The organism is Tunicatimonas pelagia (genome assembly GCF_030506325.1).
In the GTDB taxonomy this organism is placed as follows: Bacteria; Bacteroidota; Bacteroidia; order Cytophagales; family Cyclobacteriaceae; genus Tunicatimonas; species Tunicatimonas pelagia.
The window spans coordinates 793,873-820,501 of record NZ_CP120683.1; the positions used below are offsets into that span (position 1 = coordinate 793,873).

At 45.3% G+C, this 26,629-nt stretch carries 24 protein-coding genes; 9 read left to right on the plus strand and 15 right to left on the minus strand.

Features of this window, described 5'->3' with window-relative positions:
• Positions 1-70 precede the first annotated feature (70 nt).
• Positions 71-1,003: an alpha/beta fold hydrolase gene (locus tag P0M28_RS03160; protein ID WP_302208014.1), complete on the plus strand. Its 933-nt coding sequence runs from the start codon at positions 71-73 to the stop codon at positions 1,001-1,003.
• A gap of 106 nt (positions 1,004-1,109) precedes the next feature.
• Here P0M28_RS03160 and P0M28_RS03165 read toward each other — a convergent pair whose 3' ends face one another.
• From P0M28_RS03165 to pssA, 5 genes are all read right to left on the minus strand, one after another.
• Entirely contained in the window at positions 1,110-1,853 is a 744-nt protein-coding gene (locus P0M28_RS03165) for a YebC/PmpR family DNA-binding transcriptional regulator (RefSeq protein ID WP_302208015.1), read from the minus strand.
• Between the two features lie 14 nt (positions 1,854-1,867).
• On the minus strand, positions 1,868-3,127 hold the full coding sequence (gene porV, locus P0M28_RS03170; RefSeq protein WP_302208016.1) for a type IX secretion system outer membrane channel protein PorV: 1,260 nt from the start codon (positions 3,125-3,127) through the stop codon (positions 1,868-1,870).
• Between the two features lies 1 nt (position 3,128).
• The gene (gene porU, locus P0M28_RS03175) at positions 3,129-6,581 is read right to left on the minus strand and encodes a type IX secretion system sortase PorU (protein WP_302208017.1); all 3,453 of its coding nucleotides are present in this window, start codon (positions 6,579-6,581) and stop codon (positions 3,129-3,131) included.
• A 66-nt stretch (positions 6,582-6,647) separates the two neighbouring features.
• A complete protein-coding gene (gene purS, locus P0M28_RS03180) occupies positions 6,648-6,899 on the minus strand; it encodes a phosphoribosylformylglycinamidine synthase subunit PurS (protein WP_302208018.1) in 252 nt (83 codons plus the stop codon).
• 132 nt (positions 6,900-7,031) lie between these two features.
• Positions 7,032-7,742, minus strand: coding sequence for a CDP-diacylglycerol--serine O-phosphatidyltransferase (gene pssA, locus P0M28_RS03185; protein ID WP_302208019.1), 711 nt, complete (start codon positions 7,740-7,742; stop codon positions 7,032-7,034).
• Positions 7,743-7,787: 45 nt separating this feature from the next.
• On the opposite strand from pssA, the gene P0M28_RS03190 reads away from it, so the two are divergent.
• The 3 genes from P0M28_RS03190 to P0M28_RS03200 all read left to right on the plus strand — a co-directional run bounded on the left by P0M28_RS03190 (position 7,788) and on the right by P0M28_RS03200 (position 13,228).
• On the plus strand, positions 7,788-8,852 hold the full coding sequence (locus P0M28_RS03190; protein ID WP_302208020.1) for an NAD(P)/FAD-dependent oxidoreductase: 1,065 nt from the start codon (positions 7,788-7,790) through the stop codon (positions 8,850-8,852).
• Positions 8,852-12,265: a BamA/TamA family outer membrane protein gene (locus tag P0M28_RS03195; RefSeq protein WP_302208021.1), complete on the plus strand. Its 3,414-nt coding sequence runs from the start codon at positions 8,852-8,854 to the stop codon at positions 12,263-12,265. The genes P0M28_RS03190 and P0M28_RS03195 overlap by 1 nt, the downstream gene beginning before the upstream one ends.
• Before the next feature lie 345 nt (positions 12,266-12,610).
• On the plus strand, positions 12,611-13,228 hold the full coding sequence (locus tag P0M28_RS03200) for a porin family protein (RefSeq protein ID WP_302208022.1): 618 nt from the start codon (positions 12,611-12,613) through the stop codon (positions 13,226-13,228).
• 51 nt (positions 13,229-13,279) lie between these two features.
• Here the strand turns inward: P0M28_RS03200 and P0M28_RS03205 are convergent, their stop codons facing one another.
• Entirely contained in the window at positions 13,280-14,374 is a 1,095-nt protein-coding gene (locus P0M28_RS03205; protein ID WP_436841357.1) for an MFS transporter, read from the minus strand.
• Positions 14,375-14,798: 424 nt separating this feature from the next.
• Between P0M28_RS03205 and P0M28_RS03210 the strand changes: the two genes are divergently transcribed.
• Together P0M28_RS03210 and P0M28_RS03215 are read left to right on the plus strand one after the other, a co-directional pair.
• Entirely contained in the window at positions 14,799-14,990 is a 192-nt protein-coding gene (locus P0M28_RS03210; RefSeq protein ID WP_302208026.1) for an MbcA/ParS/Xre antitoxin family protein, read from the plus strand.
• Positions 14,991-15,008: 18 nt separating this feature from the next.
• Positions 15,009-15,437 carry an RES family NAD+ phosphorylase gene (locus P0M28_RS03215; RefSeq protein ID WP_436841401.1) on the plus strand — a complete coding sequence of 143 codons (429 nt, stop codon included), beginning with the start codon at positions 15,009-15,011 and terminating at the stop codon, positions 15,435-15,437.
• Positions 15,438-15,450: 13 nt separating this feature from the next.
• On the opposite strand, the gene prfB is transcribed toward P0M28_RS03215, so the two are convergent.
• From prfB to P0M28_RS03235, 4 genes are all read right to left on the minus strand, one after another.
• Positions 15,451-16,528 (minus strand): peptide chain release factor 2 gene (prfB, locus tag P0M28_RS03220; protein ID WP_302208030.1). Its coding sequence is split into 2 segments (ribosomal slippage): positions 15,451-16,467 and positions 16,469-16,528, totalling 1,077 coding nucleotides; the frame shifts between segments, so codons are not numbered across the junction.
• Between the two features lie 80 nt (positions 16,529-16,608).
• Positions 16,609-17,067: a PIN domain-containing protein gene (locus tag P0M28_RS03225; RefSeq protein WP_302208031.1), complete on the minus strand. Its 459-nt coding sequence runs from the start codon at positions 17,065-17,067 to the stop codon at positions 16,609-16,611.
• Positions 17,064-17,339: a hypothetical protein gene (locus P0M28_RS03230; RefSeq protein ID WP_302208033.1), complete on the minus strand. Its 276-nt coding sequence runs from the start codon at positions 17,337-17,339 to the stop codon at positions 17,064-17,066. The genes P0M28_RS03225 and P0M28_RS03230 overlap by 4 nt, the downstream gene beginning before the upstream one ends.
• 111 nt (positions 17,340-17,450) lie before the next feature.
• Entirely contained in the window at positions 17,451-18,518 is a 1,068-nt protein-coding gene (locus P0M28_RS03235) for a branched-chain amino acid aminotransferase (protein ID WP_302208034.1), read from the minus strand.
• Between the two features lie 238 nt (positions 18,519-18,756).
• Between P0M28_RS03235 and P0M28_RS03240 the strand changes: the two genes are divergently transcribed.
• Both P0M28_RS03240 and P0M28_RS03245 read left to right on the plus strand, forming a co-directional pair.
• The gene (locus tag P0M28_RS03240) at positions 18,757-19,755 is read left to right on the plus strand and encodes a DUF4249 domain-containing protein (protein WP_302208035.1); all 999 of its coding nucleotides are present in this window, start codon (positions 18,757-18,759) and stop codon (positions 19,753-19,755) included.
• 29 nt (positions 19,756-19,784) lie between these two features.
• A complete protein-coding gene (locus P0M28_RS03245) occupies positions 19,785-22,208 on the plus strand; it encodes a TonB-dependent receptor (protein ID WP_302208036.1) in 2,424 nt (807 codons plus the stop codon).
• A gap of 500 nt (positions 22,209-22,708) precedes the next feature.
• Here P0M28_RS03245 and P0M28_RS03250 read toward each other — a convergent pair whose 3' ends face one another.
• From P0M28_RS03250 to P0M28_RS03270, 5 genes are all read right to left on the minus strand, one after another.
• Entirely contained in the window at positions 22,709-23,296 is a 588-nt protein-coding gene (locus tag P0M28_RS03250) for an SGNH/GDSL hydrolase family protein (RefSeq protein ID WP_302208038.1), read from the minus strand.
• On the minus strand, positions 23,293-23,649 hold the full coding sequence (locus P0M28_RS03255) for an MmcQ/YjbR family DNA-binding protein (protein WP_302208040.1): 357 nt from the start codon (positions 23,647-23,649) through the stop codon (positions 23,293-23,295). The genes P0M28_RS03250 and P0M28_RS03255 overlap by 4 nt, the downstream gene beginning before the upstream one ends.
• Positions 23,649-23,852, minus strand: a complete 204-nt coding sequence (locus P0M28_RS03260; protein WP_302208042.1) for a DUF6728 family protein — start codon at positions 23,850-23,852, stop codon at positions 23,649-23,651. The genes P0M28_RS03255 and P0M28_RS03260 overlap by 1 nt, the downstream gene beginning before the upstream one ends.
• A gap of 129 nt (positions 23,853-23,981) precedes the next feature.
• Positions 23,982-24,554 (minus strand): hypothetical protein, encoded by a 573-nt coding sequence (locus P0M28_RS03265; protein ID WP_302208044.1) that lies wholly within the window; start codon positions 24,552-24,554, stop codon positions 23,982-23,984.
• 70 nt (positions 24,555-24,624) lie between these two features.
• Entirely contained in the window at positions 24,625-25,704 is a 1,080-nt protein-coding gene (locus P0M28_RS03270; RefSeq protein WP_302208045.1) for an aminotransferase class V-fold PLP-dependent enzyme, read from the minus strand.
• A 55-nt stretch (positions 25,705-25,759) separates the two neighbouring features.
• Here P0M28_RS03270 and P0M28_RS03275 point away from each other — a divergent pair, with 55 nt between their 5' ends.
• Complete coding sequence (locus tag P0M28_RS03275) at positions 25,760-25,909, plus strand: hypothetical protein (RefSeq protein WP_302208047.1); 150 nt, start codon at positions 25,760-25,762, stop codon at positions 25,907-25,909.
• The last annotated feature ends 720 nt before the right edge of the window (positions 25,910-26,629 follow it).

The window sequence follows — 26,629 nt, forward strand, 5'->3', positions numbered from 1 at the left end:
ACACTAGGCACAACAATGCATATAGTGCATGGCTTCCTAACGTCAGCCACGACACCATATGCGAGCCGTTATGCGAAATAAGAATATTCAAATGCAATTAGCACACGAAGACAGAAAACTTTCAATTAATCAGCATGCTTCAAAAATTCATCCTGATATTGGTGATGTCCTCACGCTGAGTGATGGTAGAAAAGTTGGTTATTTGGATGTAGGAGATCCAAATGGTGCACCAGTGTTTTATAATCACGGTGCAGCCAGTTCACGTATTGAAGCGTTGTTTTTTGCTGAATCAGCCGCCAACCTTAATATTCGGATAATTGGTGTTGATCGTCCAGGAATGGGACTTTCTGATTATCAGGAAGGTTTGACATTCTTAAGCTGGGCCTCTGATTTAGCAGAAGTAGCAGATTATCTCAACATTAAACGATTTTCTGTTGCTGGAACTTCTGGTGGCGGGGCTTATGCTTGTGCATGTGGAGCTCATCAAAACTTAGCTAATAGAATTAATGCCATCATTTTGATTGCTGGTATGCTGCCTGCAACAAAAGAAGAAAAAAGAGCGCAAAGTGCTGCTACAAAATGGACACTTAAACTTGCAGATAGTGTACCATTTCTCTGTGGGCTGATTATGCAGAGTCTTAAAGGTGTTGCTAAAAGATCAGTGCAGACAGGGGATTTTATGGGGCGTAAGGGATGGGGTTCGATAATGGGATATGCCCAACTATCATCTTTCCGTAATGGAACAAAAGGTGCAGTAAGAGACGCAGCACTCTATGCTCACCCTTTAGGGTTCGAATTAAAAGAAATCGGTGTACCAGTAATGGTTTTTGTAGGGACAGAAGATACGAATGTTCCAATAGGGATAGCAAAAAGAGTAGTGAGAGAAGTGAAAAATAGCAAACTGCATATCTTTGATGGAGAGGATCATCAGGGTATTCTAGGAAGAGGTCAAGAAATACTCGAAGCGTCTATAAAGTTTGCGAAAGCATTGAAAGAGAATTAAAACTCCACACAACAAAAGCTAAACAGCAATAGCCCTATACAGGGCCACTGCGTTTAGCTAAACCGTTACATGCATGCCGCTCCACCAAATTCGCACCAAAATACTGTCACAATAGCTCAACCTGCTCCTCAGTCACATCGGCATTGTGGTAGACCTTCGCAACGTCGTCATCGTCTTCCAGCACGTCAATAAGCTTCATCACACTGAGCAGAGCTTCATCATCTAGCGTTACGCTGGTGGTAGGAATGCGCTGAAGTTCGGCATTTTCCGGTTCTATGGATAGCGCATCTAGTTTGGATTGTAGGGAACCGAAATCTTCCATCGCGCTGGTTACTTGTACTAGTCCTTCTTCGTAAGCTACATCTTCGGCTCCGCCATCAATCAGTTCCAGCATTAGCTCATCTTCACTCATACGTTCGGGGTGGGGAAAGAGAAATACTCCTTTGCGGTCGAACAGATATTCTACCGAGCCATTTTTACTCAAGCTACCCCCGTGTTTGGTAAACGTAGCTCGTACATTCGCTACCGTACGGTTGAGGTTATCGGTGGTGCATTCTAGAAACACCGCCACCCCGTGCGGGGCGTAGCCTTCGTAGGTTACTTCTTGGTAGTCGTCACCATCCGCTCCTGAGCCTTTGCTCACCGCCCGCTCAATGGTATCTTTGGGCATATTAGCCCCTTTGGCATTCTGAATAGCGAGGCGCAAGCGTGGGTTTCCGTCCGGGTCAGCACCACCTTCTTTGGCTGATACGGTTATTTCTTTGATGAGCTTGGTAAATATTTTACCTCGTTTAGCATCTTGGGCACCCTTTCGCCGCTTTATGTTTGCCCATTTACTGTGTCCGGCCATACTGCGAACGTCTTTTAATTCAGATCTGATTCTTCACCGATGGTTTCGGTAGGAGTAGCATCGATGTTAAAATGCAATGAGATACGAAGGGTTTCTTGCAGTGGATGGTTCTGATCCTGGGGCAGCAAGTAGGCAAAGTCTACCCCAAACACTTGGTAGCGCAATCCTAAACCAGCAGTAAAGTACTTACGATTCCCTTTACTCTCGTGCTCGTAAAAATAGCCCGTTCGCACGGCAAACAAATTATTATACCAGTATTCTACTCCCGCCGAGATCATCACTTCCCGCAACTCTTCGCTGAATCCATCCGGGGCATCGGCAAAGGAGCCAAACATAGCCGATAGAAAGGGGCGATCAGGATCTTTCCCACCGCCAGGTGCAATTATCGGATCATTATTAGCATTAACGATTACCCGATCTGTGATTGAATCTCGTAAATAAATTGGTGTTGTTGGCACTAATAGCTTATTAAAATCTACCGCAAACGTAAGTTTGTTGTAAGGGTCAAGGTAGGTGGTGAACGCACCGCCAAGTCTTAAGTTAGTCGGGATGAAATCAGCTTGATTTTCGTCCAAGTAGGTGATTCTAGCTCCAACATTGGATAGATTCGCTCCAAATGCCCAGTTTCCTTCATTACCATTGAACACAACATCCTTGGTATAGTAAACCCCTAAATCTGCCGCTCCACTGATCCCGGCCTGACCTTCCGTGCCATTAGAACCCGTATTTGATAATAAGTTAGAGTGGATAAAGCGACCGGTTAGTCCGGCACTGAGATTTTCGCCCAACTGCAATGCAAAAGTGGCTGCTAAAGAAAATTCACGAGGACTCACCAAGTTTAGTAGTCCGCCTTGCTGGTCAGTTAACTGAATATCGCCCAAATCGAAGTAGCGCATAGATAACCCTAACGCTTGCTGCTGATTAATTTTTTTGTAGGCTGAAAGGTACGAGATTGACATATCGTTCACGACCTTGGATAGCCAGGGAGTAAAAGAAGCCGAAACCCCAAAGCTAGGCTCCAGAAATGCTAGCTTAGCCGGATTCCAGTGAGTAGCGTTGGCATCGGGCGTAGTAGCTACCCCCACATCTCCCATACCACTAGCGCGAGAATCGGGTGAGATAGCTAAAAAGGGTACTGCTGTAGTGATTACTCTTCGGGTATCGTCTTGCCCCAAAACAGTAGCTGCACCGCCCTGAGCCAGTACGTGTTGACTAATCCCTAGGCTAGCCAATGCGACGATTAGGGTAAAGCTGTAACGAATAAAATACTTCATACTAATGAGCAATAATGAGTTGATGCGTTTTTTGTTCAACAGTGTTCGATTGTGTACTTCTAATCCTAATATTAGCATAATAAACCCCGGAAGGCAAATGCGCCCCAGCGGTAGTTCGTCCATCCCAGTATAGATCAGCCAACCGAGTAGTTACTTCTGGCTGAGTGGTCTGCATCTGGTGGACTAACTCTCCCTGATTATTGTAGATTTGTATGGTAACGTCTAAAATAGTGCCCGGTTGGTTATGATCTAGCACAAACCGGGTTTCTTCGGAGAAAGGATTGGGGTAATTATAAACATTTGTAACCCAAAATGTTCCTTCTTCGCCTACCCAAAACGAAAGTTCTGCTTCTCCCGAATTATTATACGTGTCCCAAGCTTGTAGTGTCAACCGATATTTGCCCTCTTCCAACCCATCCATCGGATAACGAATCCATCCCGACTGAAAATTATCTACATCAGCTTGGTAAAAATCATTTAGCACGAAAGTACGACTTTCTTCAGTTTCTTCATAGAAGAGCTCGGCAGTAATTGTTTGACCCAAGCCACTCGAGCTAATAGATATGCCGTGTTCATCGTTTAGCTGAGCCAGCAATAACGAATTAGTTCCGGTAAGCCCTCCGTCCACAAAAGTGGTATCATCCATAAAAAGCGTAATGGCCGGAGCCACAGCATCCTCCACTGTCGAACGCTGGCTTCCGCCTATGATAAAATCAACCGAGGCTCCGTGGGCGTCCCCACCTTCTTCAGCTCGGGCGCTACTGGCGTAAGCAGTAATTTTACCCTGGCCGGTTTGATAAACAATATTTTTGGGCACTACAAAGTTTAACATAAACTGCCCGTCCACAACGCGGGCTTTTCCCCGGTGAATAACGGAGTTTCGCTCCTCAAATTGCATGAACGTTCCCTCATTTCCTTGCGTACGTCGTAAAGTGCTCTTATCTAGCACCTCTACCTCCACCGTTCCACTGAAGTTGATAAGAACTTGCTGGGTAGCGGGCGAAACCACCGTACCCGTCAATTGCACATAATCTAGTGCCCGCAGCGTATCCGTAACGATGAACTGTTCATTAGCCTGTCGCACTGCTAACTGCTCTATGCTTACCCGAGCCTGCGGATAGGCCAAAACCATACTAGGGTCGCCGAGTAACGAAAAATTACGATTTACTGGCCCATTCAGTCCGTTGTTTTTAGTACGACGAAAAATTTCGCCCAAGGTAAGCGGTTGCCCGCCCTCCCGCCGAAACACTTCATCGTAAAAAGCGCGATTGAGTAAGAAATTAGAATTAGAGAATACCGGACGCGAAGTGGTTACCAGGCCAATTGCACCGCCCTCTTCACTCAAAATTAGCTTTTCAGCTCCGGATATTTCTTGGGGGCTATCGTGCCGACCAAATTCGCAGGTAGCGGTTACAAAAAAGGGCAACCGATCGTAATTGCGAAAGCGGTTAATCATGCCCGTGGTCAAAATACTCTCCTGCGCCCAGCGGGTTTCGCTACCGTGCCCGGTGTAGTTCATAATAAGTGCCCCTTGCTTAATAGCATCTTCAATCTCTCGGCTAACTTCGGGGGCTTCTTCCCTTCCCGGAAGCTGCAATTGCTCGAAGGCATCGGTATAAATTTTTCGGATAGAGAACGAAACGTAAGCGGTATCTACAAACTGAGCCAAGCGTTCCGCGTCGCGCTGGTGTTTATCATTATCACCATCGTCGGCTACAAATACTAGCTGGTTTCGCCATTGCCCAAAGGTGGCTTCACTGGTTTGGTAGTGAATCAATTTATCCACTACACTCGTAGCTTCAGTGGCATTTTTAACCGGTAACCGTCCCACACCAATATCTAGCGTATGATCTCCGGCAAAACTTTCTACCCACTCTCCTTCATCATCTTCTAAAAACCCGAAGTAATCGTCCGAGGCGTAGCTGTAAATAGGGTGCACCGAATTTCGGGACTGATAAATCGGCACAATATTCGTATTGTTCTCAGTGTACTCTTTGTAGTCGTAAGAACCTTTGCCAAAAAGCAGCACCGCCTGAAGCTGATCGGGCTGACGGTCGTACAAGTACTTCAGATAGTTCCGTAGAGCGGTAACATCGGGGGTTCCTGAAGAAAATTCGTTGTATATCTGCTGGTTGGTGACTACCTGCACACTAATCTGGTTGAAAGTGCGTCGAAAATCGGCTAGCCGTTGCGCTTCCGGCACTAAATCTTCTCGGGTAACAATTACCAAATTGGGCACATCGCCGCCCTTCAGGTTTTGATTTGCTACCGTTCCAGAGAACGTTGGAGATAAAAAGCCGGTGGAAGTTCCCGCTACAAATTCTTTCAGTATATCTCTGGTAACCGTGGCGAAAGCCCACTGACTATTAGTTGCGTTTACCGTTAGTAGGGTTGGTTCCTGCGGATTAGACACATCCCAGACGACCGGAGTTTGATCGGCACTGAGGCGGAACTGCGTAGTAGGATAACTCGTACTTTCCAGATTACGAAAGCGGACAGGTTTATCGGCTGGAATTGTTAGTGCGCGCGCGCCCTCCAAAATTAATTGATCCAGATTGGCTCGGGCTTGATTACCACTCAGCGATAAGGTAACCGTAGCATCACCCGACTGATCAGCATTGGCCGAAAAGGAGGCTTGACTGATCTTTCCCTTCTGAGTGTAGGTTCCCGAAAGAACCGGATCTAATGATATTTCTCCTATCGCATTCCCGTTGACTGAAATTTGCACTTCGGCTGAACTTTCGGATCGCCCTACTACTCGGGTATGCACCCGCAGGGACTGTTCGGAACGCCAAGTTACTGCAGGCAAGCTAACCTCTCTCGATTCTCCGGTGGTTAGTTCTTCACCCAACCACTCTCGCCCCGAGCCGCCCTGCCAGTAGGTCTGGAGCAAATTATACAGTTCTTCTTCGTGTACCAGCGCATCTTGGTAGTAATCCGTAGTCCAGGCGGGATTGTCTACTCCCGCAGCCGATTGAACTCGTTTGCCTAAATTGCTTCCTAAGGTCAAGAAATAGTAAGCAGTATCGCTGTACAGATTTTTTTGATAAGTAGGTCGATGCCCTAGCTCATCATCTGAGGCAAAATGAAGATTATGAGGAGATTGTCCGTAAAAAAGCAGGTAATCGTCAGCATCCAGACGGTCGTCGTCCCCGTCTTCTACCCAGATAGCTACTTCGGGCAGATCGTTTGAGCGAGGTTCTGCCAGCGACTGTGGTAACATTCCCCCTCCTTGGCCGAACACTTGAATAGTTGCTGATGAAACAGATGATACATCAACACCTAAAGCAGCCAGTTCGCTACCAGATAGGCGATACAGACCATCTTCGGTAACTGCAAACTTATACCAGTTTCCTTCGGCTAGCACCGAAGCATTCTGAGCCCAACTTCGGACCGATAGTAGTTCAATAATTAGAAATAGTAAAAGTACCCGCATCATGACCCGGTTCGTCAATCCATTCACGTTTTTTTGGGGACTTTAGTATAAATAGCTGGCGGAAAAACAGGCTAAAACTTACGTTTACCCGGCTGCTAATTCGTACTCGTAGCTTTCCATAATCAAATTAGCCAACAGCTTCTGACAGGCTTCTTCCACCATTTGCTTCGCCTGAGCTTCATCACTAGCCGAAAGCTGTACGGTAATGTGCCGCCCTACCCTAACATCTTCAACACTATTCAACCCTAGGTTTTCCAGCCCAAGACGAACGGCTTTTCCCTGTGGGTCTAAGATTTCCTTCTTGGGCATTACATTGATTTTAGCAATAAATTCCATATAAATTAGATGTGAGATATGAAAATGGAGGACGGAAAAGGGAAAAAGGAGAACGGGTTGTAGTTGTAGGAACTCCGTTCTCCATCCTCCGTCTTCCTTTTTTCTTTTTCATCGGCAAAAGTAAATAATTTTCTACTCGGTTGTTGGGTCACGGGTTGACTTTGTTGAAACAATTACTGAAACGATAATATACAGCACCAAAACTACGGGAATAGCTACCGACCGCAGCAACACAAACAAAATAATTGATAGTATCATGAAAATATATTTGAGCTGATTATCAGCCCAGCTATAATTCTTGAACTTAAACGCCAGCAGCTCAATACTGGCCACCAACAAATAGGCATCTACTAGAGCCAGAATAATCAGAAAGCCCGGACTAGCAATCAACATTTGAAACCAAGGAAGAGTACCCAATGGTAAAGCACTGATTAATAGCGCACTAGATGGGGTGGGTAAGCCGATGAATTTATCAGTCTGGCGAGTATCCACATTGAAAATGGCCAAGCGTAATGCCGAAAATGCCGCGATCACGAAGGCCAGATAGGGAATCCAGGTACCTTTTACCTCCAGCGCACTTTCTATCAGGCCAAACATAATAAAGGAAGGCAGCACCCCAAAGCTTACCATATCGGCTAGGGAGTCGAGGTCGCCCCCAATAGAAGAGTATGCTTTTAGTGCTCGGGCTACTAAGCCATCGGCAAAGTCTAGCAAGGCCGCAATCCAAATAAAGTAGGCGGCCATCTCCAAATCGCCTCGGGTAGCCGCTACAATGCCAAAACATCCGCTGAGCAAGTTGCTGAGCGTAATGGTATTAGGAATATATTTGGTGAGGTAGGTCAATCTTTTTTTGGCAACTTATCAACTTGTTAGCTGGTTTACAAGAATATGACAAAAGTAGATGTTTTAGTGGTTGGGCAGGGCTTGGCCGGTACCGCGCTAAGTTACTATCTGATGCAAGCCGGCTGCCGCGTTCAAATCATCAACCATAGCAAACCCGAAACTGCTTCGCGAGCCGCCGCCGGATTGTACAATCCAATTACCGGGCGAAAGATGGTAAAAACCTGGTTGGCCGATAAAATTTTTCCAGAAATTGAGCCGTTTTACCGCCAATTAGAGTCGCTCACCCAGCAACGGTTTCTGCACCCAATGCCCATTTATCGGCCTTTTCTCACCAATGCCGAACGTTCTGACTGGAGTATTCTGGCTCCTCAGTCTATCTATCAGCCCTACATCAGTCAGGTATTTCAGCACAGCAACTTTGGCGACTATATTAATGATCCGCTGGGAGGTATTCTACTTCGGCAATCAGGCTACGTAGATTTGCCAACACTTTTATCGGCAATGCAGCAGTATTTTCGTGAGCAGACTGTATACCAGGAAGAAATTTTTGACGTTACACGATTACGACTAGAAAAAACAGGGGTTCAATACGGAGATTACCACAGTCGTTGGCTCATTTTCTGCGATGGTGCCGACGGATACCGCAATTCTTTCTTTCGTTGGTTGCCTTATCAGCCCGTGAAAGGGGAAATACTCTTGATTGATACTGAAAAAAAGAGTAACATCGTCTTCAATAGAGGAATATTTGTGATGCCATTCGGTGATAAGTATAAAGTAGGTTCTACCTACGACCATCAGGATTTAACGTTTGCCCCTACTGAAAAAGGGAGAAACACTTTGCAGAACAAACTGGATAAGCTACTAACCACGCCCTACCGGGTGGTGAACCAGTGGGCGGGAGTGCGTCCCGCTACTCGCGACCGCCGACCTTTTATCGGAATGCACCCTAACCATAAAACATTAGGTATTTTTAATGGGTTAGGCACCAAGGGAGTGTCATTAGCCCCCTATTTTGCCCAACACTTCACCCGCTTTCTAACTGAATCAGCCACCTTACATCCGGAAACCGATATTCAACGTTTTGAAAGTTTTTACCACGCCGTGAGCTAATGAATGGAATAAATCTACTAAAATACACCCTTCTGTTAAGTCTACTCTGCGGATTTATAGGAGAGTCGCACGCTCAAATTAACCGGGAGCGCTTCGGCAAAAACCGGGTACAATTCAAAAATTTCAACTGGCGCTACTACAGTTCTGACAACTTCGACGTATACTTTTACGACGGTGGCCAGGATAATGCCCTCATTGCTGCCAAATTTTTGGAGAAGGAATTTGAACGCATTACTGATGTAATTGGATACGCCCCCTATACCAAGACCAAAATTTTTCTTTACAACTCTACGGTTGACCTCCAACAGAGTAATGTAGGAGTAAAAGGTAAGTCTTACACCGTGGGTGGCCAGACTGATTTTGTGAAGTCGCAGGTAGAAGTAGCGTACCCCGGTAGTATGGTAGCGTTTAGAAACGAGTTAGTACAGCAAATATCCGAAATGCTCATTAACGACATGATGTTTGGCGGTAGCCTTACTGACATGTTTCAATCGGCTTATTTGCTAACGTTACCCGAGTGGTTTATTCAGGGGGCGGCTCGCTACATTGCTCAGGGTTGGAGCATTGAGATGGACGATTTTATGCGGGAGCTGTTCCACGAAAAACGAAACGTTAAGCTTACCAAATTCACTGGCGAAGAGTCTGCTATTGTGGGTCAGTCGGTTTGGAATTTTATTGCTGCCCGTTACGGTCGCAGTAGTATTTCCAATATACTGAACCTTACCCGCATTATTCGTAATGAAGAAAGCAGTATTGTCAATACGCTAGGCATCCCCTTTCGCCTGTTTTCACGACAATGGCAGTCTTTCTACGCCGAAATGTCGAGCCAAACGGCTGATGTTTACCAGTACCCGCTAGATGATGATCGGATACGTAATAAAAACCGCCAGTCTCTAAAGTACAATCAAGTGGCGTTTAGCCCTAGCGGACGGTTTTTGGCTTATTCTGAAAATAAAAATGGTCGTTATAAAGTAATTATCCGCGACCTAGAGCGCAAGAGAGCCAAAACCATACATACTAGCGGTTTTCAGCTTATTGACCAAGATATTGACCAAGATGTGCCATTGCTGGATTGGGCCAACGACCAAATACTGGGCATTGTTGGGACTGAGCGAGGGCAAAATTACTTGTGGCTGTACGATCAGGGCAACAAACGAAAACGCGCTATTCAGTTACGCCGGTTTAACCAAGTAAAGGATTTTGATCTTAACGAAAGTGCCCGCTTAGCAGTAATGAGTGCTGACTTGAACGGTCGGAACGACTTGTTTCTGTACAACCCTAATCGCAATACCTTCAAACGCATCACTACCGATATTTACGATGACCTACACCCGCGCTTTATACCCAAGAGCGATGAAATTATTTTTAGCAGCAATCGCCCCAATGACTCCCTATATTTCGCCTCTACCAAAGCCCGGGATGTTCAGCTTAATCAAGACATTGAGGATAACTTCAACATTTTCCGGTACGATCCTGAATCAGACCCTACCGACTCACTACTGTCGCGCATCACCAACACCATAAGTAAAGATATCAAACCTATTCCCGAAGACGAGAATACCATTTATTACCTCAGCGACCAGCAAGGTATTTACAATCTATACCGATACCAGATTCGTGATAGCTTGTTTACCCAAATTTCTAACTACGCCGTCAGCTTACAAGATTTTGATATCGACTTTAAAAATAATCGGATTGGGTACATCATGCTGGCTGATGAACGAGATTATGTGTTTTTGGAGGAGGGTGTTAATTTGGATCAAAGTACATTCACCCCTAAAACTCAGCGGCAACAGGCTATTCAGGCCCGAATGGTTTCTCAGCGCCTAGCCGAAAATCAGAAGCAAAGAAGAACCTCAACTGCTTCTTCCGATTCAACTTCGTTCCCCAAATCTTTTGTCCCTCGCGACTCCCTCACTGTTCAACCCGAAGTAGACTTAGACAGTCTAACTACTCCGAACGATGCTCTTCAGATTAACGCTGATACGCTACCGAAAGACCTTATTGATACCGATGCCTATTCGTTTGGCGAACGAGAGGCCCCTCAATTGGAAGAGGGAATGATTGATACGGACAATTACGCCTTTGATGCTAAGAGTCCAGCGACCGACGAAGCCATATCTACGGATGGGTTTCGGTTTGAGAGTGATCAGAAACAACCCGCAAGCGAAGGAAACTCATTTCTGTCGCGTTACCGCCGCCTACGACGTGAAACCCGCATCGATGGCCCTGTTCCGTACGAGACCCGCTTTAGTGCCGACAATGTGATTACTTCCTTAACGATAGACCCGCTGCGGAATTTTGGTTTTCATATTCAGGTACAGATGAACGATATGCTGGAGAACCATCGCTTTTCCGGGGGTATTGTACAATTTACTGACTTGCGGAGTGCCAGCGTTTTTGCGGAGTATCAGTACCTGAAAAATCGGGTAGATTTCACATTTCGCTACGAACGCGACGGGATATTCCGGGATGCCAACGACCAGAACATTCAGAAGTATACTATGAACCACTTCCAGGTAGGGGCTTCGGTGCCGTTTAATGTTTCTACCCGCCTGGAGATCAATCCATTTATTGCCAATACTCATTATATTGACCTTGATCCCAACCCCCCTGCCCCACCAGCCCCCTTACCTGAATCGGAGAATACGGTTTTCTTCGGAGGGCTAAAAACGGGCTTAGTTTTCGACAACACCCTCAACTACGGCCTCAACAAATACGAAGGAACTAAAGCTCGAGCGTTCTTCACCCACTATCAGGGGTTGAATGATGTGTCTCGCAGCTTTAGTAACATTGAGGTAGACATTCGTCACTACCAAAAAATACACCGCGAACTAACCTTGGTTGGCCGACTCTACTACGGGAATTTCTTCGGAAACAATCCGCAGTCGTATCTGCTAGGAGGCATGCACAACTGGATATTTAACCGTACTGATGATTCAGAAGAGGAAGATCCGCTGGCTATCCAACAAAATGTGGATAATAGCAACATCTTGTTTACCGAGTTTGTCGATCTGCGGGGTTTCAACTACAATAAGTTTAACGGTACTGATGTGCTAACTTTTACCGCTGAATTGCGATTTCCGGTGGTTCGTTACTTCTACCGCGGCCCTATTGCCTCTAACTTTTTCCGTAACCTAGAATTTATCGGTTTCTACGATATTGGCTCGTCTTGGACTGGCCCCAGTCCGTTTCGAGAAGAAAATAGCATCAATACGGAGGTGATCAGCGATGGCGGCCCCTTTGTTGCTGAAATCCAGAACTTTAAATTTCCCTGGCTTATGAGCTACGGTGCCGGAATACGTACCGTGTTATTAGGCTACTATCTCAAGTTTGACCTAGCTTACCCTATTGAAGACCGTGTAGTAGCTGACGATCCAAGATTTTACTTCACACTAGGGTACGATTTTTGACAACTTACACCACAAGAGCCTTCCTGCACAATTTTAAGGCATTAGAAACGTATAGGAAGAAGGTTACTTACCATGAGCTATCGTAAACTGTTCGGATGGTAGCGTAACCACCAAATCGTGCATAAATTTTCGTTTGAGAAACGCTTTCGCTCTAAGCGAAGACTGGAAAAGGTTCGGGCGTTAAATAACAGAAAGCCCTTTACTTAGGAGTAAGTTACTTTTATATAAACTTTAATCAGGCTGATTATTGACCAAAAATTACTGTAGACAAATGGGTACAATCCCTAGTGCACAAACACTAATGATTAAATCAATTAACCGTTTACTTACGTAAATTTTCTTATTATGAAACAGGTGTGTTTAGTATTAATAGCCGTAGGCTTATCAATAAGTAGCTACGGACAGTTTGCTACCTTAGGCCCCAAGGTAGGAATAAGCCATTCAACGCTAACTGAAAGCGATGCCCAGGCTATTGCTGGGGGAGATGCCTCAGCAGGATTTCATGCCGGACTTTTTGCCCGCTTCTCAGTCTTAGGTTTCTATGTACAGCCGGAAGCACTCTTCACTTCCACCGGAGGCGAAATTGTGATTGATAGCGACAACATAAATGCTAATGTTGATCAAGTAAAAAGCATTCGGTACAATAAGTTTGATGTTCCGATACTATTTGGCTTTAAAATAGGCCCATTGTTTCGGGTGAATGCCGGGCCATCTTTTAGCTTACTGCTAAATTCTGATGCCCGAGATGGCAACGCTCAAAATGAAATTGAAGAAAACTACAATGATGCTACCGTCGGTTTCCAGGCAGGAATTGGGTTAGATATTTCTAAATTAACCTTTGATTTGCGCTACGAAAATAACCTCAGTACGCTAGGCGAAGAAGTTTCCTTGGGTGGACGACAATTTAATACCGATCTTAGAAATCAGCAGTGGTTGTTCTCACTAGGATTTAAACTTTTTTAAATAATCACTTTCAATTTGCAACTACCGCCTTCTACTGCGAGGGCGGTTTTTTTAGGCACTGGCCACAGCTTGCTTTGGTTTGGCAACGACCATAAATATCAAAGCAACGAGTGACAACAAGCTGGCCACCACAAAAGCGTAAGGCAATCGCTCCAGCTCATTGCTATATAACCAGCCAGAAGTCAACGCGCCCAATCCAATACCCACCTCCAACGAAATATACATAGTAGCAATGGCCCTCCCCCGCCGCTCCGGATGACTCAGATCAATCGTCCAGGCATAAATTGTAGGAGTGTTCATTCCCACAGCTAACCCGAAGATGGCCCCGGCTACTAGCAGCCAGAAACCAGAGGGGGCGTACCCTAAAAACAAGCATCCTATTATCAAAATGCCCGCGGCCCACTTCAACACAATAACTCTTCCGTAGCGATCTGAAGCTTTTCCGGCAAAGAAACGTACCGCTACCGAAGCAATGGTCATGTACATAAATACCAGCCCACGGTTATCAATGCCCGATGCATCGCTCTGGTCGGGCAGTAAAGTTAACGCTACTCCGAATGAGTAGGTAGTCAATAGCATAACCACACAGGGTGCCCACACGCGAGGCTCAATTACTTCGCTCCAGTCGAGCCGAAGCAGCTTAAACCGAAAGGGCTCGCGGTCTACTAGCGTTTCACGCATTCCGGCTAAGATCAGTACCGACATGATAGCCGAAATGGACGAAGCGTAGAAGGTCACCTCTAACGAATATAGGTTAGCCAGCGTACTGCCGATAGCCGGACCACTGGCCATTCCCAGGCTTCCGCATAATCCTAAGACTCCCATTGCTTCGCCCCGACGGCTGGCCGGAATTACGTCGGCTACGTAAGCAGCGGTTCCCGTGGGCTTGAACCCCGTAGAAAGTCCGTGGAAAAATCGTAGAGCCAAAAACCAGAAAACGGTAGTAGCAAGGGGGTAGAGAAACCCGCAGATAAAGCAGATGACCGCCCCGAAGATCATGATTGGTATTCGCCCAACTGTATCGGCCAGTTTTCCGCTAAAGGGTCGGGATAGTCCCGCCGTTAGGGTGAATAACGCAATAATCAGCCCCTTGTATTCTCCCCCACCCATCTGATCCAGATACTCCGGAAGTTCGGGAATGATCATGTTGAAGCTAGAAAAAAATAGGAATGAACTTAGACACAACAGACCAAACTGGAATGTGTAAATGTTTTGGTTAGTTGCCATGAGTCAATGACTATAAAATATAGTCTACGAGAATGGGCGAAAAGGTTTTGAAGAAGATAAAAATAGTCCATCACCCCTCACGAATAATTATTAATGTTATTTTTTCGATTCTCTGACAATTTTGGCGTAGTTCTTTATTTATGCGTCATCGCGCCACGCAGTGGGCGAGGCTTTGCGAAGCGATCTCAATGGAACTATATCCTTTATGGTGAGAGAGACGGTCGCCGCACGATAGCTTCGTCATACTTCCCGTGCGACGGTCGCGCACTATGACGCTTGTTCTTGTGGCTTTCCGCCATTTTTGTCAGAGAACCATTTTTTCTAAAAAACTGATGCTGAGCATTTGCTGAAACTTAAAGATTTGTTTGAGAAAGGGAGAGATGTATTTGGTACTTCAAAAGAATTTACCCGATGGTTAAGTAAACCTTCTTATGGTCTGGAAGGAAGAATTCCCGAAAAACTACTTTACTACGTCTCTGGTATTGAACTCATACAACGCGAGCTAATCCGCATTGAGTACGGCGATTTTTCCTGATGCTACTTTATCGAATCAATCACTAAAGCAAAATACACCAACAGCTTGATCGCATCGGGATTTCGTAACCGATGGAACGACGATAGGCAATTTGTTAGTTACACTAGTGAATCCCGATCGTTAGCTTGCCTTGAGAATTTGGTACATCATAGCCACAGCGGCGACGACTCCCTGTTCCGCACTATGATTATTTTTGTCCCCGATGAGCTTTCTATTCTAAAGGTTCAGGAAAACAACTTACCCAAAAATTGGCGAGAAGGCTTTTGTTCTACCTGCCTAGAGATAGGACAAACTTGGTACGCAGAAAATAAACACCCGATTTTGAAGGTACCCACTACTATTGTCCCTTACGAATGGAACTTCCTACTCAACACCTGTCATCCCGATTTTACAAAAATCAAACTGGTGAGCACCGAGAGTTTTCAGTTTGATAGTCGGTTTAGGTAGTTATTCCGAAAGGTTATTGCTCCATCAGATACGCTTTAATAAACGCATCCAAATCACCGTCTAGCACGGCTTGTACATCCGAGGTTTCGGTTCCGGTACGAACGTCTTTTACCAGTTTGTAAGGATGCAACACATAATTACGGATTTGCGAGCCAAAATCAATATTGCTTTTATTGCTCTCAATCTCGTCGCGCTCCTGATTACGCCGCTCTATTTCCTGCTGGTATAAGCGAGATTTTAGTAGCTGCATGGCTTTTTCTTTATTTTGCAACTGCGAACGCTCCTGCTGGCACTCTACAATAATCCCGGAAGGAGCGTGACGCAGCCGGACGGCGGTTTCCACCTTATTCACATTCTGCCCTCCAGCTCCACCCGAGCGGTAGGTTTCCCAAGTAATATCGGCGGGGTTTACCTCAATCTCAATAGAATCGTCCACCACCGGGTAAACGTAGGCCGAAGCGAAGGATGTTTGTCGTTTACCATTGGCGTTGAAAGGAGAAATTCGTACCAGTCGGTGTACACCGTTCTCAGATTTCAAATTTCCGTAGGCGAAGTCACCCCCAAACTCCAAGGTTACTGATTTGATTCCAGCGGTATCGCCGGGTTGGAAATCGACTTGCTTTACGGCATAGCCATTTTTCTCACCCCACATAATGTACATCCGCATCAGCATCTCGGCCCAATCCTGGCTCTCGGTACCTCCTGCCCCCGGATTAATCTGGAGCACGGCGCTAAGCTGGTCTTCTTCCCCACTCAGCATTTTCTTGAACTCCAGATCCTCGATGATCTTTTCTGCTTTCTGCTGCTCTTTTGTAATATCGGCTTCGCTCACCTCATCCATCTCGTAGAATTCGTAGAGCGTTTCCAGGTCATCGTAGGCAGTTTTGGCCTTTTCGTAGCTATCGGTCCAAACTTTTTTGGTCTGGATGCTTTTCATCAATTTTTCGGCTTCCTGTGGGTCATTCCAAAAATCGGGTTGCAGCGTTAGTTTCTGCTCGTCGTCTATTTCGGCTTTCTTCTGATCGTAGTCAAAGATACCCCCTTAAAGCCTCTACTCTGGCTTTCAAGTCTTTCAACTGGTCTGTAGTCATTTATCTTAATGATTGATGCGTAATGATTAATGAATGATAAACTCTTTGAATCCGATGTGGAATGTAAATGAATATGATTGTTATCTAAAGTCTTCGTTTCTTTCTTCTTTAAGATCATAAACGGTAATGCCGTGTGCTTTTGCCAAATCAGATAGTTTTGAGTCGGCTGTAATCAAAAGATCATACTCTTCTCTCAATTCTATAATCAGAGAGTCAGTGAGTCCGATACTAATAAAATAATTACTATTAGCCCCCAACTCAGAACGCAGATATCTTTCAGAAGTTTTTGGAATACTTTCTCTTAGCACCTGAATGTATGGCCACTTAAGATTTCCAGTGAGAAAATTATTTAGGAGATTGTCAACTTCTGTCCAAATATTTGGAAGAATTAAAAGATTGCTGAAATCTTGAATAATACTTAAAAGCTTATGAAAATCTTTTTCTGTGTATATTGAAGTTCTGCGGTGCTTTTCAATCTGGTTTGAATCAATCAGACCTACTATTAATAATGTTAGCGCGTTAGTATCGATTAGAATCATGAGAATATGCGTAGCCCTACTACTTCCATATTATCATCAATTTTAACAGATTTGTATATACGATTGTATTTATGCACGTCACTCATACTTAGTGGTGATAAAGAACGATTAACTACCGGATTTTTATTTTCTACTAAATATGATACCACTATCTCCCATAGGTTATCCTTATCATTACGTTCTGCCTGCTCTAAACGAAAATCCACGAACTCTCCGCCATTCAAAGCTTCCAGTTCTTTCTTCGCCGCTTGGTATAAACTTCTTAGATTCATAATTTCTCAAATGTATAACGATAGCTGCACAATTGAATTACTGATTGCCGAACCGTCATTCATTCTTCGACCACTTTCCATTATCTCCTGTCAACTATCAACTACTCATTGTTAGTCTATCTTCATCACCCAATTATGCGTGTCCGCTGCGCGTCCGTACTTGATGTCATCTAAGGCTTTGAGCACTTTATTAGAGAATTCGCGCTTTTCAATGGGTGGTAGTTCGTAGTCAATACCGTCGTTAGCAATCGTCTGAATGTGAGCTACGGTGGCGGCGGTTCCAGCACCAAAGGCTTCTTGTAATCGGTTTTGCTCGATTGCTTGTACAATCTCAGTAACGGCTACTTTACGGACTTCTACCTTCATGCCCCAGTCTTTGGCTAAGGTCAAAATACTATCGCGGGTGATACCGTCTAAAATGGTTCCACTGGTGGGGGGAGTAAGTAAGGTATCGTTAATAACCAGCATCAAGTTCATCGTGCCTGCCTCTTCAATGTACTCGTTGGTTTTAGCATCGGTCCACATCAGTTGATCGTAGCCGTCTTTAACCGCCAATTGCGCCGGATACAGCGATCCGGCGTAGTTTCCAGCGGTTTTAGCAAATCCAGTTCCTCCGTCAGCCGCCCGGACAAATTCTTTTTCTACTTTCACCCGAACGGGTTTGCTGTAGTACGCGCCTACCGGCCCAGTAAAAATCATAAAACGATAGGTAGTTGAAGGGCGCACCCCAATATATTCATCGGTAGCAATCATAAACGGACGAACGTAGAGCGATGTGCCCGCCCGATCGGGAATCCAGTCCTGATCTAGTTTAATCAACTCCCGTAAGCCACCCAGAAAAACAGCTTCTGATATTTCCGGCATACACATCCGCACGGCCGATTTGTTGAACCGGGCAGCATTCCGATCAGGACGAAAGATAAGAGCATCACCTGCTTCGTTTTTGTAAGCTTTTAACCCTTCAAAAATGGACTGACCGTAGTGCAACACCGAGGTGGCGGGACTCATGGTGAGGTCGGCAAAGGGTTCAATACGAAGATCGCTCCACTGCTTACCGTTGTAGTCGGCAATAAATATGTGGTCGGAGTATATTTTACCAAACTGAATATCTTCAAAATCAACCTGGTTGATCTTAGACTGAGAAGTACGGTTTACTGGAATATCCAACGTCTGTATCATAGCACTGAAATTTATCGGGTAAGAGGCAAAATTATCAATAATTCGCAGCGATTCCAATGGAAAACGGGCGGTATTATTCCAACGATTTTTCGCTGATGGTGTTTTCCCCCGCGATAACTATGTGCGTGTCATTATTTTTCAATTCACTCCGGTTATTCTACTGTTCAAAGTAATAATACATTACACTGTACAGACTCATTCGGCAAATGATTATATTTAAAGTGTTCAACCTACTGCCATGCGCTACTGTACTTGTTTGCTATTTTTTTGCATCACCGCCTGCGAGACGGCCATAGAAACAGACGTACCTCGTAATCCTCCGCAACTGACGGTCAATAGCCTATTTAACCCCGACAGTGTGTGGCAAGTGGAGTTAACGCAAAATCGCTATATTTTAGACAGTGAACCATTTGCCTCGGTACCGGATGCAGAAGTGCAAGTGCTACAAAATGGACAAACCGTAGCAATACTGGACTACGTTCAGGACGCCCCATTTATCGGAAACAGTATCTATCGAGCCGAAAGTAGTTATCCCCAAACGGGAGAAGACTACACGCTAGAAGTGAACCATCCAACACTGGGGAGTTTATTCGCTAATGGGCAAGCTCCCGAGAGCCAGATAACTATCACCAGGGCCGTACTAGATACTTTAGACCAACGAACGGAAGCAAATATTAGTAACAATGCAGTAGCCTACGGGCTTACCATACAGTTTGAGGATCCCCCTGAAGAGAATTTTTACAGCTTATCGGTATTACTACAGTATGATGGTTTTTTTGGAACCGAAGAGTTGCTTTTAGAAGAACGATCTAGCTTCTCCGATATCAGGTCAGATGACCCAATCGTAGCTCAGGTGTTTGATCAGTATCGCGATGAAATCATATTTACCGATGCAAGTTTCAACGGTCAGTCGTACACACTAAAGCTGTACCTATTAGAAAGCTCTATTTTATCGTCTGGACTATCTTTTCCACCTTTCATCCTAACAGAACCAGCCTACGATACCCAAGGAAATATCGTCCGAGATATTGGTGAGTTAGCAGGCCTTACTACCCTACGGATTCTTCTTCGCACCACCACCGAAGAGTACTATCAATACAACTATACCCGCGATTTGCAAGCTTCGGTAGAAAATAATCCCTTTGCTCAACCCGTACAAGTTTTCGATAATGTTGAGGGTGGCCTGGGCATTTTTACCGGATTTAGTCAGATGGAAAAAAAGGTTATAATTCAATAATTCCTAACGTTATGCCCTAACCTGGCCTTATGCTACGTCTACTGCTGGTTTTACTGCCCGTCTTCTACTCTACTTTCTCACTGGCTCAGTCCTACACACTGAGTGGCTACGTGCGCGATGCTCAGACTGGCGAGCCACTAATTCAGGCCACCGTGATAAGTAGTACCCACGGCGGTACAACAACTAATCGCTACGGCTACTACAGCTTGACAATACCGGGTGTAGAAACGTCGGCCGCTGATTCGCTACAACTACGATTTTCCTACGTGGGATACGCTCCACAAACGCTACGCCTCCCACTCCAAGAGGATATAATCATCAACGTGGAGTTGACCGCTAGCAATCTACTGGAAGAAGTAATAGTAGAAGCTCCTGAAGCTTTAGTGCACCAGCGTACGCAGATGAGCGTATTGTCGATAACACCCGAACAGGTAGCACGAATGCCCGCTTTACTCGGAGAAGCTGATGTGCTTAAGAGCTTACAGCTACTACCAGGGGTACAGTCGGGCAACGAAGGAACGGCCGGACTGTACGTGCGCGGCGGCAGTCCCGACCAAAATCTCATTCTGCTCGATGGGGTACCCGTCTACAATGTATCGCATCTATTTGGCTTCTTTTCGGTCTTTAATCCTAGTTCGGTAAGCTATGTGGAACTCATCAAGGGTGGTTTTCCAGCTCGCTACGGTGGACGGCTATCGTCGGTGCTCGACATTCGGATGAAAGAGGGCAACATGAAACAGTTTGCGGGCGAGGCAAGCTTGGGCATTATTTCGGGTAGTGCCTCAATAGAAGGGCCTATCATCAAAGACCGAGCCTCTTTTATTATCTCTGGGCGACGTACCTACCTGGATTTGATCGCCCAACCACTACTCAATGAGTTTGTAAATGATGACGAAGAAGGGCAAGTAAACTATTATTTCTATGATCTCAATGCCAAGGTCAACGCCCGACTAGGAAAGAAGCACCATCTCTACCTAAGTGCCTACGCCGGACAAGATGAGGGAGCTATCAGTGACGAGCGTAGTCGCTTACTAGAAGGCGTACAAACCAACAGTCGGGACAATTTTGACCTGGCCTGGGGCAACCTTACTACCGCCCTGCGCTGGAACTACACCATTGCGCCCCGCTGGTTCAGCAATACCACTCTCACCTACAGCCGCTACGACTACAATAATGACGTAACGTATGAGACTATCCGATCGGGCAACCTGACTAACGATATCGAAGCTGCCCTCGATAGCGCATACAATTTCTCGCGCCAACGTTACCGCTCGTCTATTGAAGATTGGGCGGGGCGCGTTGATGTGAATTTTACCCCCAACCCCAAGCACGATATTCAGTTCGGAGCTAGTGCTATCCACCATACCTTCAATCCAGGGGCAGTTAACTACGTGTTTGATACGCTAGCGTCCGACGATGTAATTGCGGGGGATACGTTGCTCGGTTCAGCCATTATTGAGGCCTGGGAAACTTTTGTATACTTAGAGGATCAATGGCAGCCGTCGCCCCGCTTCGGTATGAATTTGGGCGTACATGCCTCAGCTTTTCAGGTGGAAGGAGAAACCTATACTTCGCTGCAACCGCGGGTATCAATGCGTTACCTGTTAGCCAAATCTTTAGCCCTGAAGGCTTCCTACGCCCAAATGGCGCAGTTCATCCACCTGCTTACTAACTCCGGATTGGGCTTGCCTACCGACCTATGGGTACCCGCTACCGAACGCATCCGTCCGCAGCGAGCTTGGCAGGCGGCAGTAGGATTAGCTAAAACCCTACGCAATGGTTTACAGGTGAGCTTGGAAGGCTATTATAAGGAAATGGATAACCTACTAGAGTACCGTGATGGAGCCGACTTTCTAAACATAGAAGAAGACTGGCAAGACAAAGTGGTTGTAGGAGAAGGGCGTAGCTACGGAGCCGAACTGCTGGTAGAACAGCGCGCTGGTAAACTAACGGGTTGGGTAGGTTATACCCTTTCGTGGACTGACCGACAATTCGATGAGGTGAACTTTGGCGAGCGTTTTCCTTTTCGCTACGACCGCCGTCATGACATATCGGTAACCACCTCGTACCAGTGGACCAGTAAGCTCACGGCTTCGGCTAACTGGGTGTTTGGCACGGGTCAGGCTATTACCCTACCGGTATCCTCTTACGACCCTATTGAGCTGGCTGATTTTTACTTTCGCGATGTGGTAAGCGAGGGTGATGTAGAGGAAATTCGGGGGCGTAATGGTTTTCGGATGCAACCGTACCATCGGCTGGATGTAAACATTCAGCATAGCAAGGAAAAAAAGTGGGGTGAGCGAGTGTGGACGATCGGAATATACAACGCCTACAACCGCCGTAACCCCTTCTTCATTGATCGGGATACACTGCCCAACAGAAGGAAGCAGTTTGTTCAGTACACCCTATTTCCCATCCTGCCTGCTATTTCCTATAAGCTACGGTTTGAGTAATTTTTTGTCATTATAACCTATATCCATTTATGCTTTTTTTTGCCAAGTACTCATTTATTTTTTTGTTGGTAGTGTTCGTATCCTGCAATGATGATGAACCTGAGCCTTGCGATGTACAGCCTGAGTCTTTTCGCTTTACGATTGTGCCTCTGACGGCAACCAATTAGCTTCCGAAACTCGGCCAGAGAACACCCGCATCTTCTACCTGGAAGGAGGTAGGGAAATAACCTTAGAGCTAAACTTTGAAGGCATTGGTGAAAACACCTACGGAACTTCCCTTGTAGTATCTTTACTTAGCTCGCAAAGCGGTGTAGAAAATTTCTTCATTGAGCGAGGTGATGCTATTGACACCCTTGTGGTGCAGATGTCCCGCCAGGAACCTGGGAATGACTGCTCTGAGTATATTTTCAATACAGTTACACTCAACGGAGTGCCCGCTGCGGTAGACACAATCAGGGAAGTTCCTGTTTTCGTTTTGGTCGAGTAGTAGCACTAATTAGTCAAAACCTGACTGTGTTCTTCACTTTCTCTCCCCACAACTGGTACATCTTTCCCGAAGGGTGCAGACCATCGTCGGCTATCAGGCTGGGATCGTCGGTGGCTTGTTGGGAAATCGGGGTAATGTCACAGTAGCGCACTCCGTATTCTTCGGCTATCTGGCGATTAACTTGGTTGTACTGCTCAATCTCCCGCTGAATCTTCGCAGGGTCTTTATCTTGAGCAAATGAGGTTACGCTGTAGTCAGGAATAGATAGTACCAGTACATGCCGGGCATTGGTAGTCTGGGCGATGGCAAACTCCAGCAACTCGGTAAACTCTGGTCGATACAATGAGAAGTCTAAACCTTGATACTGATTGTTTACGCCAATCAGCAGAGAAACCCAGGTGTAGGGTGGTGTAAATATTGCCTCAGTAATAGCGTCAAGTAAATCACGGGTTGTCCAGCCGGTGGTTGCTACGTACTGAGGATTACAAAAGCCCAACTGACGGGTAAGTTGGTGAGGCCAGCGTAGATGAAGCGGAACGGCCTCGCCAATGGTGTAGGAATCGCCCAAGGCCAGCCAAGTTGGTGATGCTCGTCCGCTCATGACAGCGTAGCTAATTCTTCTTTTAGTTTCTTTGGTAGGCTCGCCACAATCAGATCGTAGGAATGATCAATCCACTCGGTAATTAGCTTATCGCCAATGGTGCCGTCCATTAGCACCGTATTCCAGTGCTGTTTGTTCATATGATAGCCTGGTTGTACGGCTGGATATCGCTCACGTAGCTCTACCGCCTGTTCAGGATCACACTTGAGGTTGATACTGGTAAAGAGTGTTACATCCGTTAGGGCAAACATCTTGTTCATTACTTTAAATACCAGTACCTCTTCGTCAAACGGAAAAGATTCGGTCACTCCCGGCTTAGCCAGACAATACTGACGGTAGGCTTCAATATCCACTAAAATACGTTTTTGATAATCAGGAAGATAATTCCTAATAAAAACATAATGATCGATATTTTATTAATGCCGTGCATCATCCGCAAGTTAAAATTCGTCTTCCGGTTCGGATCTTTCTTGCGGAAGAAATAGCCAAACACTTCACCAAACGCAAAATAATCTTTCAAGCTATTTTCGTCTTTCTTATCGGGCTGATTACTCATAATTGCTTACTTTCTAATGTTTTTATGTAAAGGAAGTGTAGAAGTATTTGGTTCAAAGATTCTACAAGTTTTTGGCGAGGTGCTGGGGGTATGGGTCTTGGGGTGCAGTTTCTTACACCTTGCCCCCCGCTACTCGATGTCCAAATTCTCGTTGCTCTGTAAGATAGCCCGGCGCACTTTTAGCTCGTTTTCCTCGTCGTGAGAAGTATCGCGTAGTAGGTCGCGGCGGATGTGGAAGCTCATTTTGCTGAGTTCGCGTAATAGCTCATCAATGTCATTGTCATCCATCCGATCTTTTAAGGCTTTGGTAGCATAGCACCGGGAAAAATTATTGAATGCTTCCAGCACTTCCTGGCTACTAATAAAGGCTATTTTTTGATTTAACAGCCGAATTTCAATCATATCTTCTTCCAAAATATTCTTCTTGGCCATAATATCCTGGAGCTGGTCAATGAGCTCGAGATATACCTTCATCTTCATATCCAAAAAGAGTACGTTTTCTTCCTTTTGAAGCTCAGCTACCGTTTGACGGCGCAGCAAGATACTGGTAAGAAGAACTGTGATACTAACCCCAATCAAGGCTGCAAATAGCTCAAACGTAATAGGGTGCTCACTCTGCTCAAGTACTGTGCGAAACAGTAAATATGCTGAGCCGGCTGCTACCGCAATGATGATAACCAGGGGAAACGATTTATTCTTCATAAAAAATTAGCGATAGAGACCACGGCAAAGATAAAGAAAGGCACAACTAGCGCAATAGTTGAGCACTTGCTCACAACTTAGCTAAGGTTGAGCAAAGCTGTTGAATATCGGCTTCGCTATTGTAAAAATGAGGACTAATGCGTAACCCTTTCGGACGGGTGGAGGTAATAATGTTTTGAGCTTTAAGCTGTACTTCGGCATCTTCTGAGGCACGAACTACCACAATACTGGAGATGTAATTGGCTTCGTAGTTAGAAATTAGCTGTACGTTGGGTGGCAATGCCGCAATCAGTTGGTGGCGCAACTGGGTAACTTTCTCAAATATACGGTTGATCCCTATTTCTTGCAGTTCGCTCAGTGCTTGTTTTAGAGCCAATAAGCTGAAGAAATTGTAATGCCCAGCCTCTAACGTTTCGGGAGTAAACGGAATATTATCGATAGCTTGTGGAGAAAAGTCGCTTCCTGTTGTGCCAAAACCCAAAAATTTCGGGCGTAGTTGGGGGTGCAAATTTTGGTGAATATACAGAATACCGCTGCCTAGCCCAGCGGTAAGCCACTTGTACCCACTACCAATTAGTACATCTACCGGAGTTTTTTGCAAGTCAATAGGCACTACACCCAACGATTGCGTTGCATCCACTACTACCTTGACATTATGCTCTTGACGAATAGCACTGAGTTTATCTAACGGCAGACGAAACCCACTACTGTACTGTATGTGGCTGACTGCTAGTATCTCGATGTTATGCTGGCGGATACTTAGCTCAATTGCTTCTAAGGGAATACTACCATCGGGTAATGCAGCCACCGTAAACACTTCAAAACCCAACAAGTGCCAGGGTAGCAATAGTGAGGGATAGTCATCAGCCACAACCAACACCCGACGATGATCCTGCAAAAGCTGGGCAACCTGATAAATACTGGAAGTGAAATTGTTAATCAATGCTACCTCAGAAGGGCTAGCTCCAATAAACTTTGCCGCTGCTTGACGAATGATAGGCAACTCTTCGTACCAAGCATCTCGTCCTACGCTACCTTGCTGAGCATACTGCTGCGTAGCCTGCTGAGTTTTCATAGATAATAGCCCGCAACTAGCCGTGTTTAGGTAGATTTGTTGCTGGATAGCAGGGTACTTTTCAGTGTAGTTCATTCAGGATATTTTAGCTTACACAAAATAAGAAGACATACCCATTATTCGCCAAGGAGTGAAAACGTACAAACCGAAGGATATTTACCGATGGGGAATAAGCCGTTTTGTGAAGGAAGTAACTTCTAAAAAGTCTTTATCTATTTCTGACTTAGAATTCACTGAAGAAAAGAACCTGCGAATGAAGTTCTCAGTAAAAGACTTTTAATCTACACAAGATAAGATACTATTGCTTTGTCCAATCCTCTATCTTAATCCCTTCTAATCTAGAAAACTCCCTCACATTTTGCGTGACCATAATCATATTACTGGCTACAGCAGTAGAACTATTAAAAAATCGAAATCACTCATGAGCAGCCCTTGCTTTCTCAGTCTGGACTTCTGCTTTGCATAGGTTAAAATGGCATCATAAATTGGTATAATAGAAATATCTTCAATGAGAGAATCAATTACGCGATGGTGTTTCTTAGGATTAGAGCTATTCTCTGCTCCATACACCAGTTCAGCAAGCGTAATCTCTAAAATAGCGCAGTTCTATAGCCCTACCTCCAATAACTTTTTATCAAGGTCAAACCTACCCTTGAAAAAGTAAATACAGATATTAGTATCCAACAAATACTTCACTCGAAGTCTTCTGTTTCTTTACTCTGAACTCTCGAGTCTCTGATTTCTTGAATAATATCCTCGGCTGGCCTGGCATCCTCCCAAGCTCCATAAAGCGTATTTATTCTAGCTCCGCTTGTTTTTTTCGCTTCTATTGAGTCAGTCAACTTGATTATTAGTTGTTTCTTAGAATGAGTGTCCAGATTTTTCAGAAAACTGAAATATTTATCAATTGATTTCTCACTTACCCTTAATGCACCCATAATTTTATATACTTGATTCACGTCTAAATGTTGCCCGAGTGCAAGATAAACCCTACGTTCTC

Bases quoted from the DNA above. Each gene is read 5' to 3' on its own strand.
- P0M28_RS03160 (WP_302208014.1), top strand. From the start codon at position 71: ATGCGAAATAAGAATATTCAAATGCAATTAGCACACGAAGACAGAAAA.
- P0M28_RS03165 (WP_302208015.1), bottom strand. From the start codon at position 1,853: ATGGCCGGACACAGTAAATGGGCAAACATAAAGCGGCGAAAGGGTGCC.
- porV (WP_302208016.1), bottom strand. From the start codon at position 3,127: ATGAAGTATTTTATTCGTTACAGCTTTACCCTAATCGTCGCATTGGCT.
- purS (WP_302208018.1), bottom strand. From the start codon at position 6,899: ATGGAATTTATTGCTAAAATCAATGTAATGCCCAAGAAGGAAATCTTA.
- P0M28_RS03190 (WP_302208020.1), top strand. From the start codon at position 7,788: ATGACAAAAGTAGATGTTTTAGTGGTTGGGCAGGGCTTGGCCGGTACC.
- P0M28_RS03195 (WP_302208021.1), top strand. From the start codon at position 8,852: ATGAATGGAATAAATCTACTAAAATACACCCTTCTGTTAAGTCTACTC.
- P0M28_RS03200 (WP_302208022.1), top strand. From the start codon at position 12,611: ATGAAACAGGTGTGTTTAGTATTAATAGCCGTAGGCTTATCAATAAGT.
- P0M28_RS03205 (WP_436841357.1), bottom strand. From the start codon at position 14,374: ATGATCATTCCCGAACTTCCGGAGTATCTGGATCAGATGGGTGGGGGA.
- P0M28_RS03225 (WP_302208031.1), bottom strand. From the start codon at position 17,067: ATGATTCTAATCGATACTAACGCGCTAACATTATTAATAGTAGGTCTG.
- P0M28_RS03230 (WP_302208033.1), bottom strand. From the start codon at position 17,339: ATGAATCTAAGAAGTTTATACCAAGCGGCGAAGAAAGAACTGGAAGCT.
- P0M28_RS03235 (WP_302208034.1), bottom strand. From the start codon at position 18,518: ATGATACAGACGTTGGATATTCCAGTAAACCGTACTTCTCAGTCTAAG.
- P0M28_RS03240 (WP_302208035.1), top strand. From the start codon at position 18,757: ATGCGCTACTGTACTTGTTTGCTATTTTTTTGCATCACCGCCTGCGAG.
- P0M28_RS03245 (WP_302208036.1), top strand. From the start codon at position 19,785: ATGCTACGTCTACTGCTGGTTTTACTGCCCGTCTTCTACTCTACTTTC.
- P0M28_RS03250 (WP_302208038.1), bottom strand. From the start codon at position 23,296: ATGAGCGGACGAGCATCACCAACTTGGCTGGCCTTGGGCGATTCCTAC.
- P0M28_RS03260 (WP_302208042.1), bottom strand. From the start codon at position 23,852: ATGAGTAATCAGCCCGATAAGAAAGACGAAAATAGCTTGAAAGATTAT.
- P0M28_RS03265 (WP_302208044.1), bottom strand. From the start codon at position 24,554: ATGAAGAATAAATCGTTTCCCCTGGTTATCATCATTGCGGTAGCAGCC.
- P0M28_RS03270 (WP_302208045.1), bottom strand. From the start codon at position 25,704: ATGAACTACACTGAAAAGTACCCTGCTATCCAGCAACAAATCTACCTA.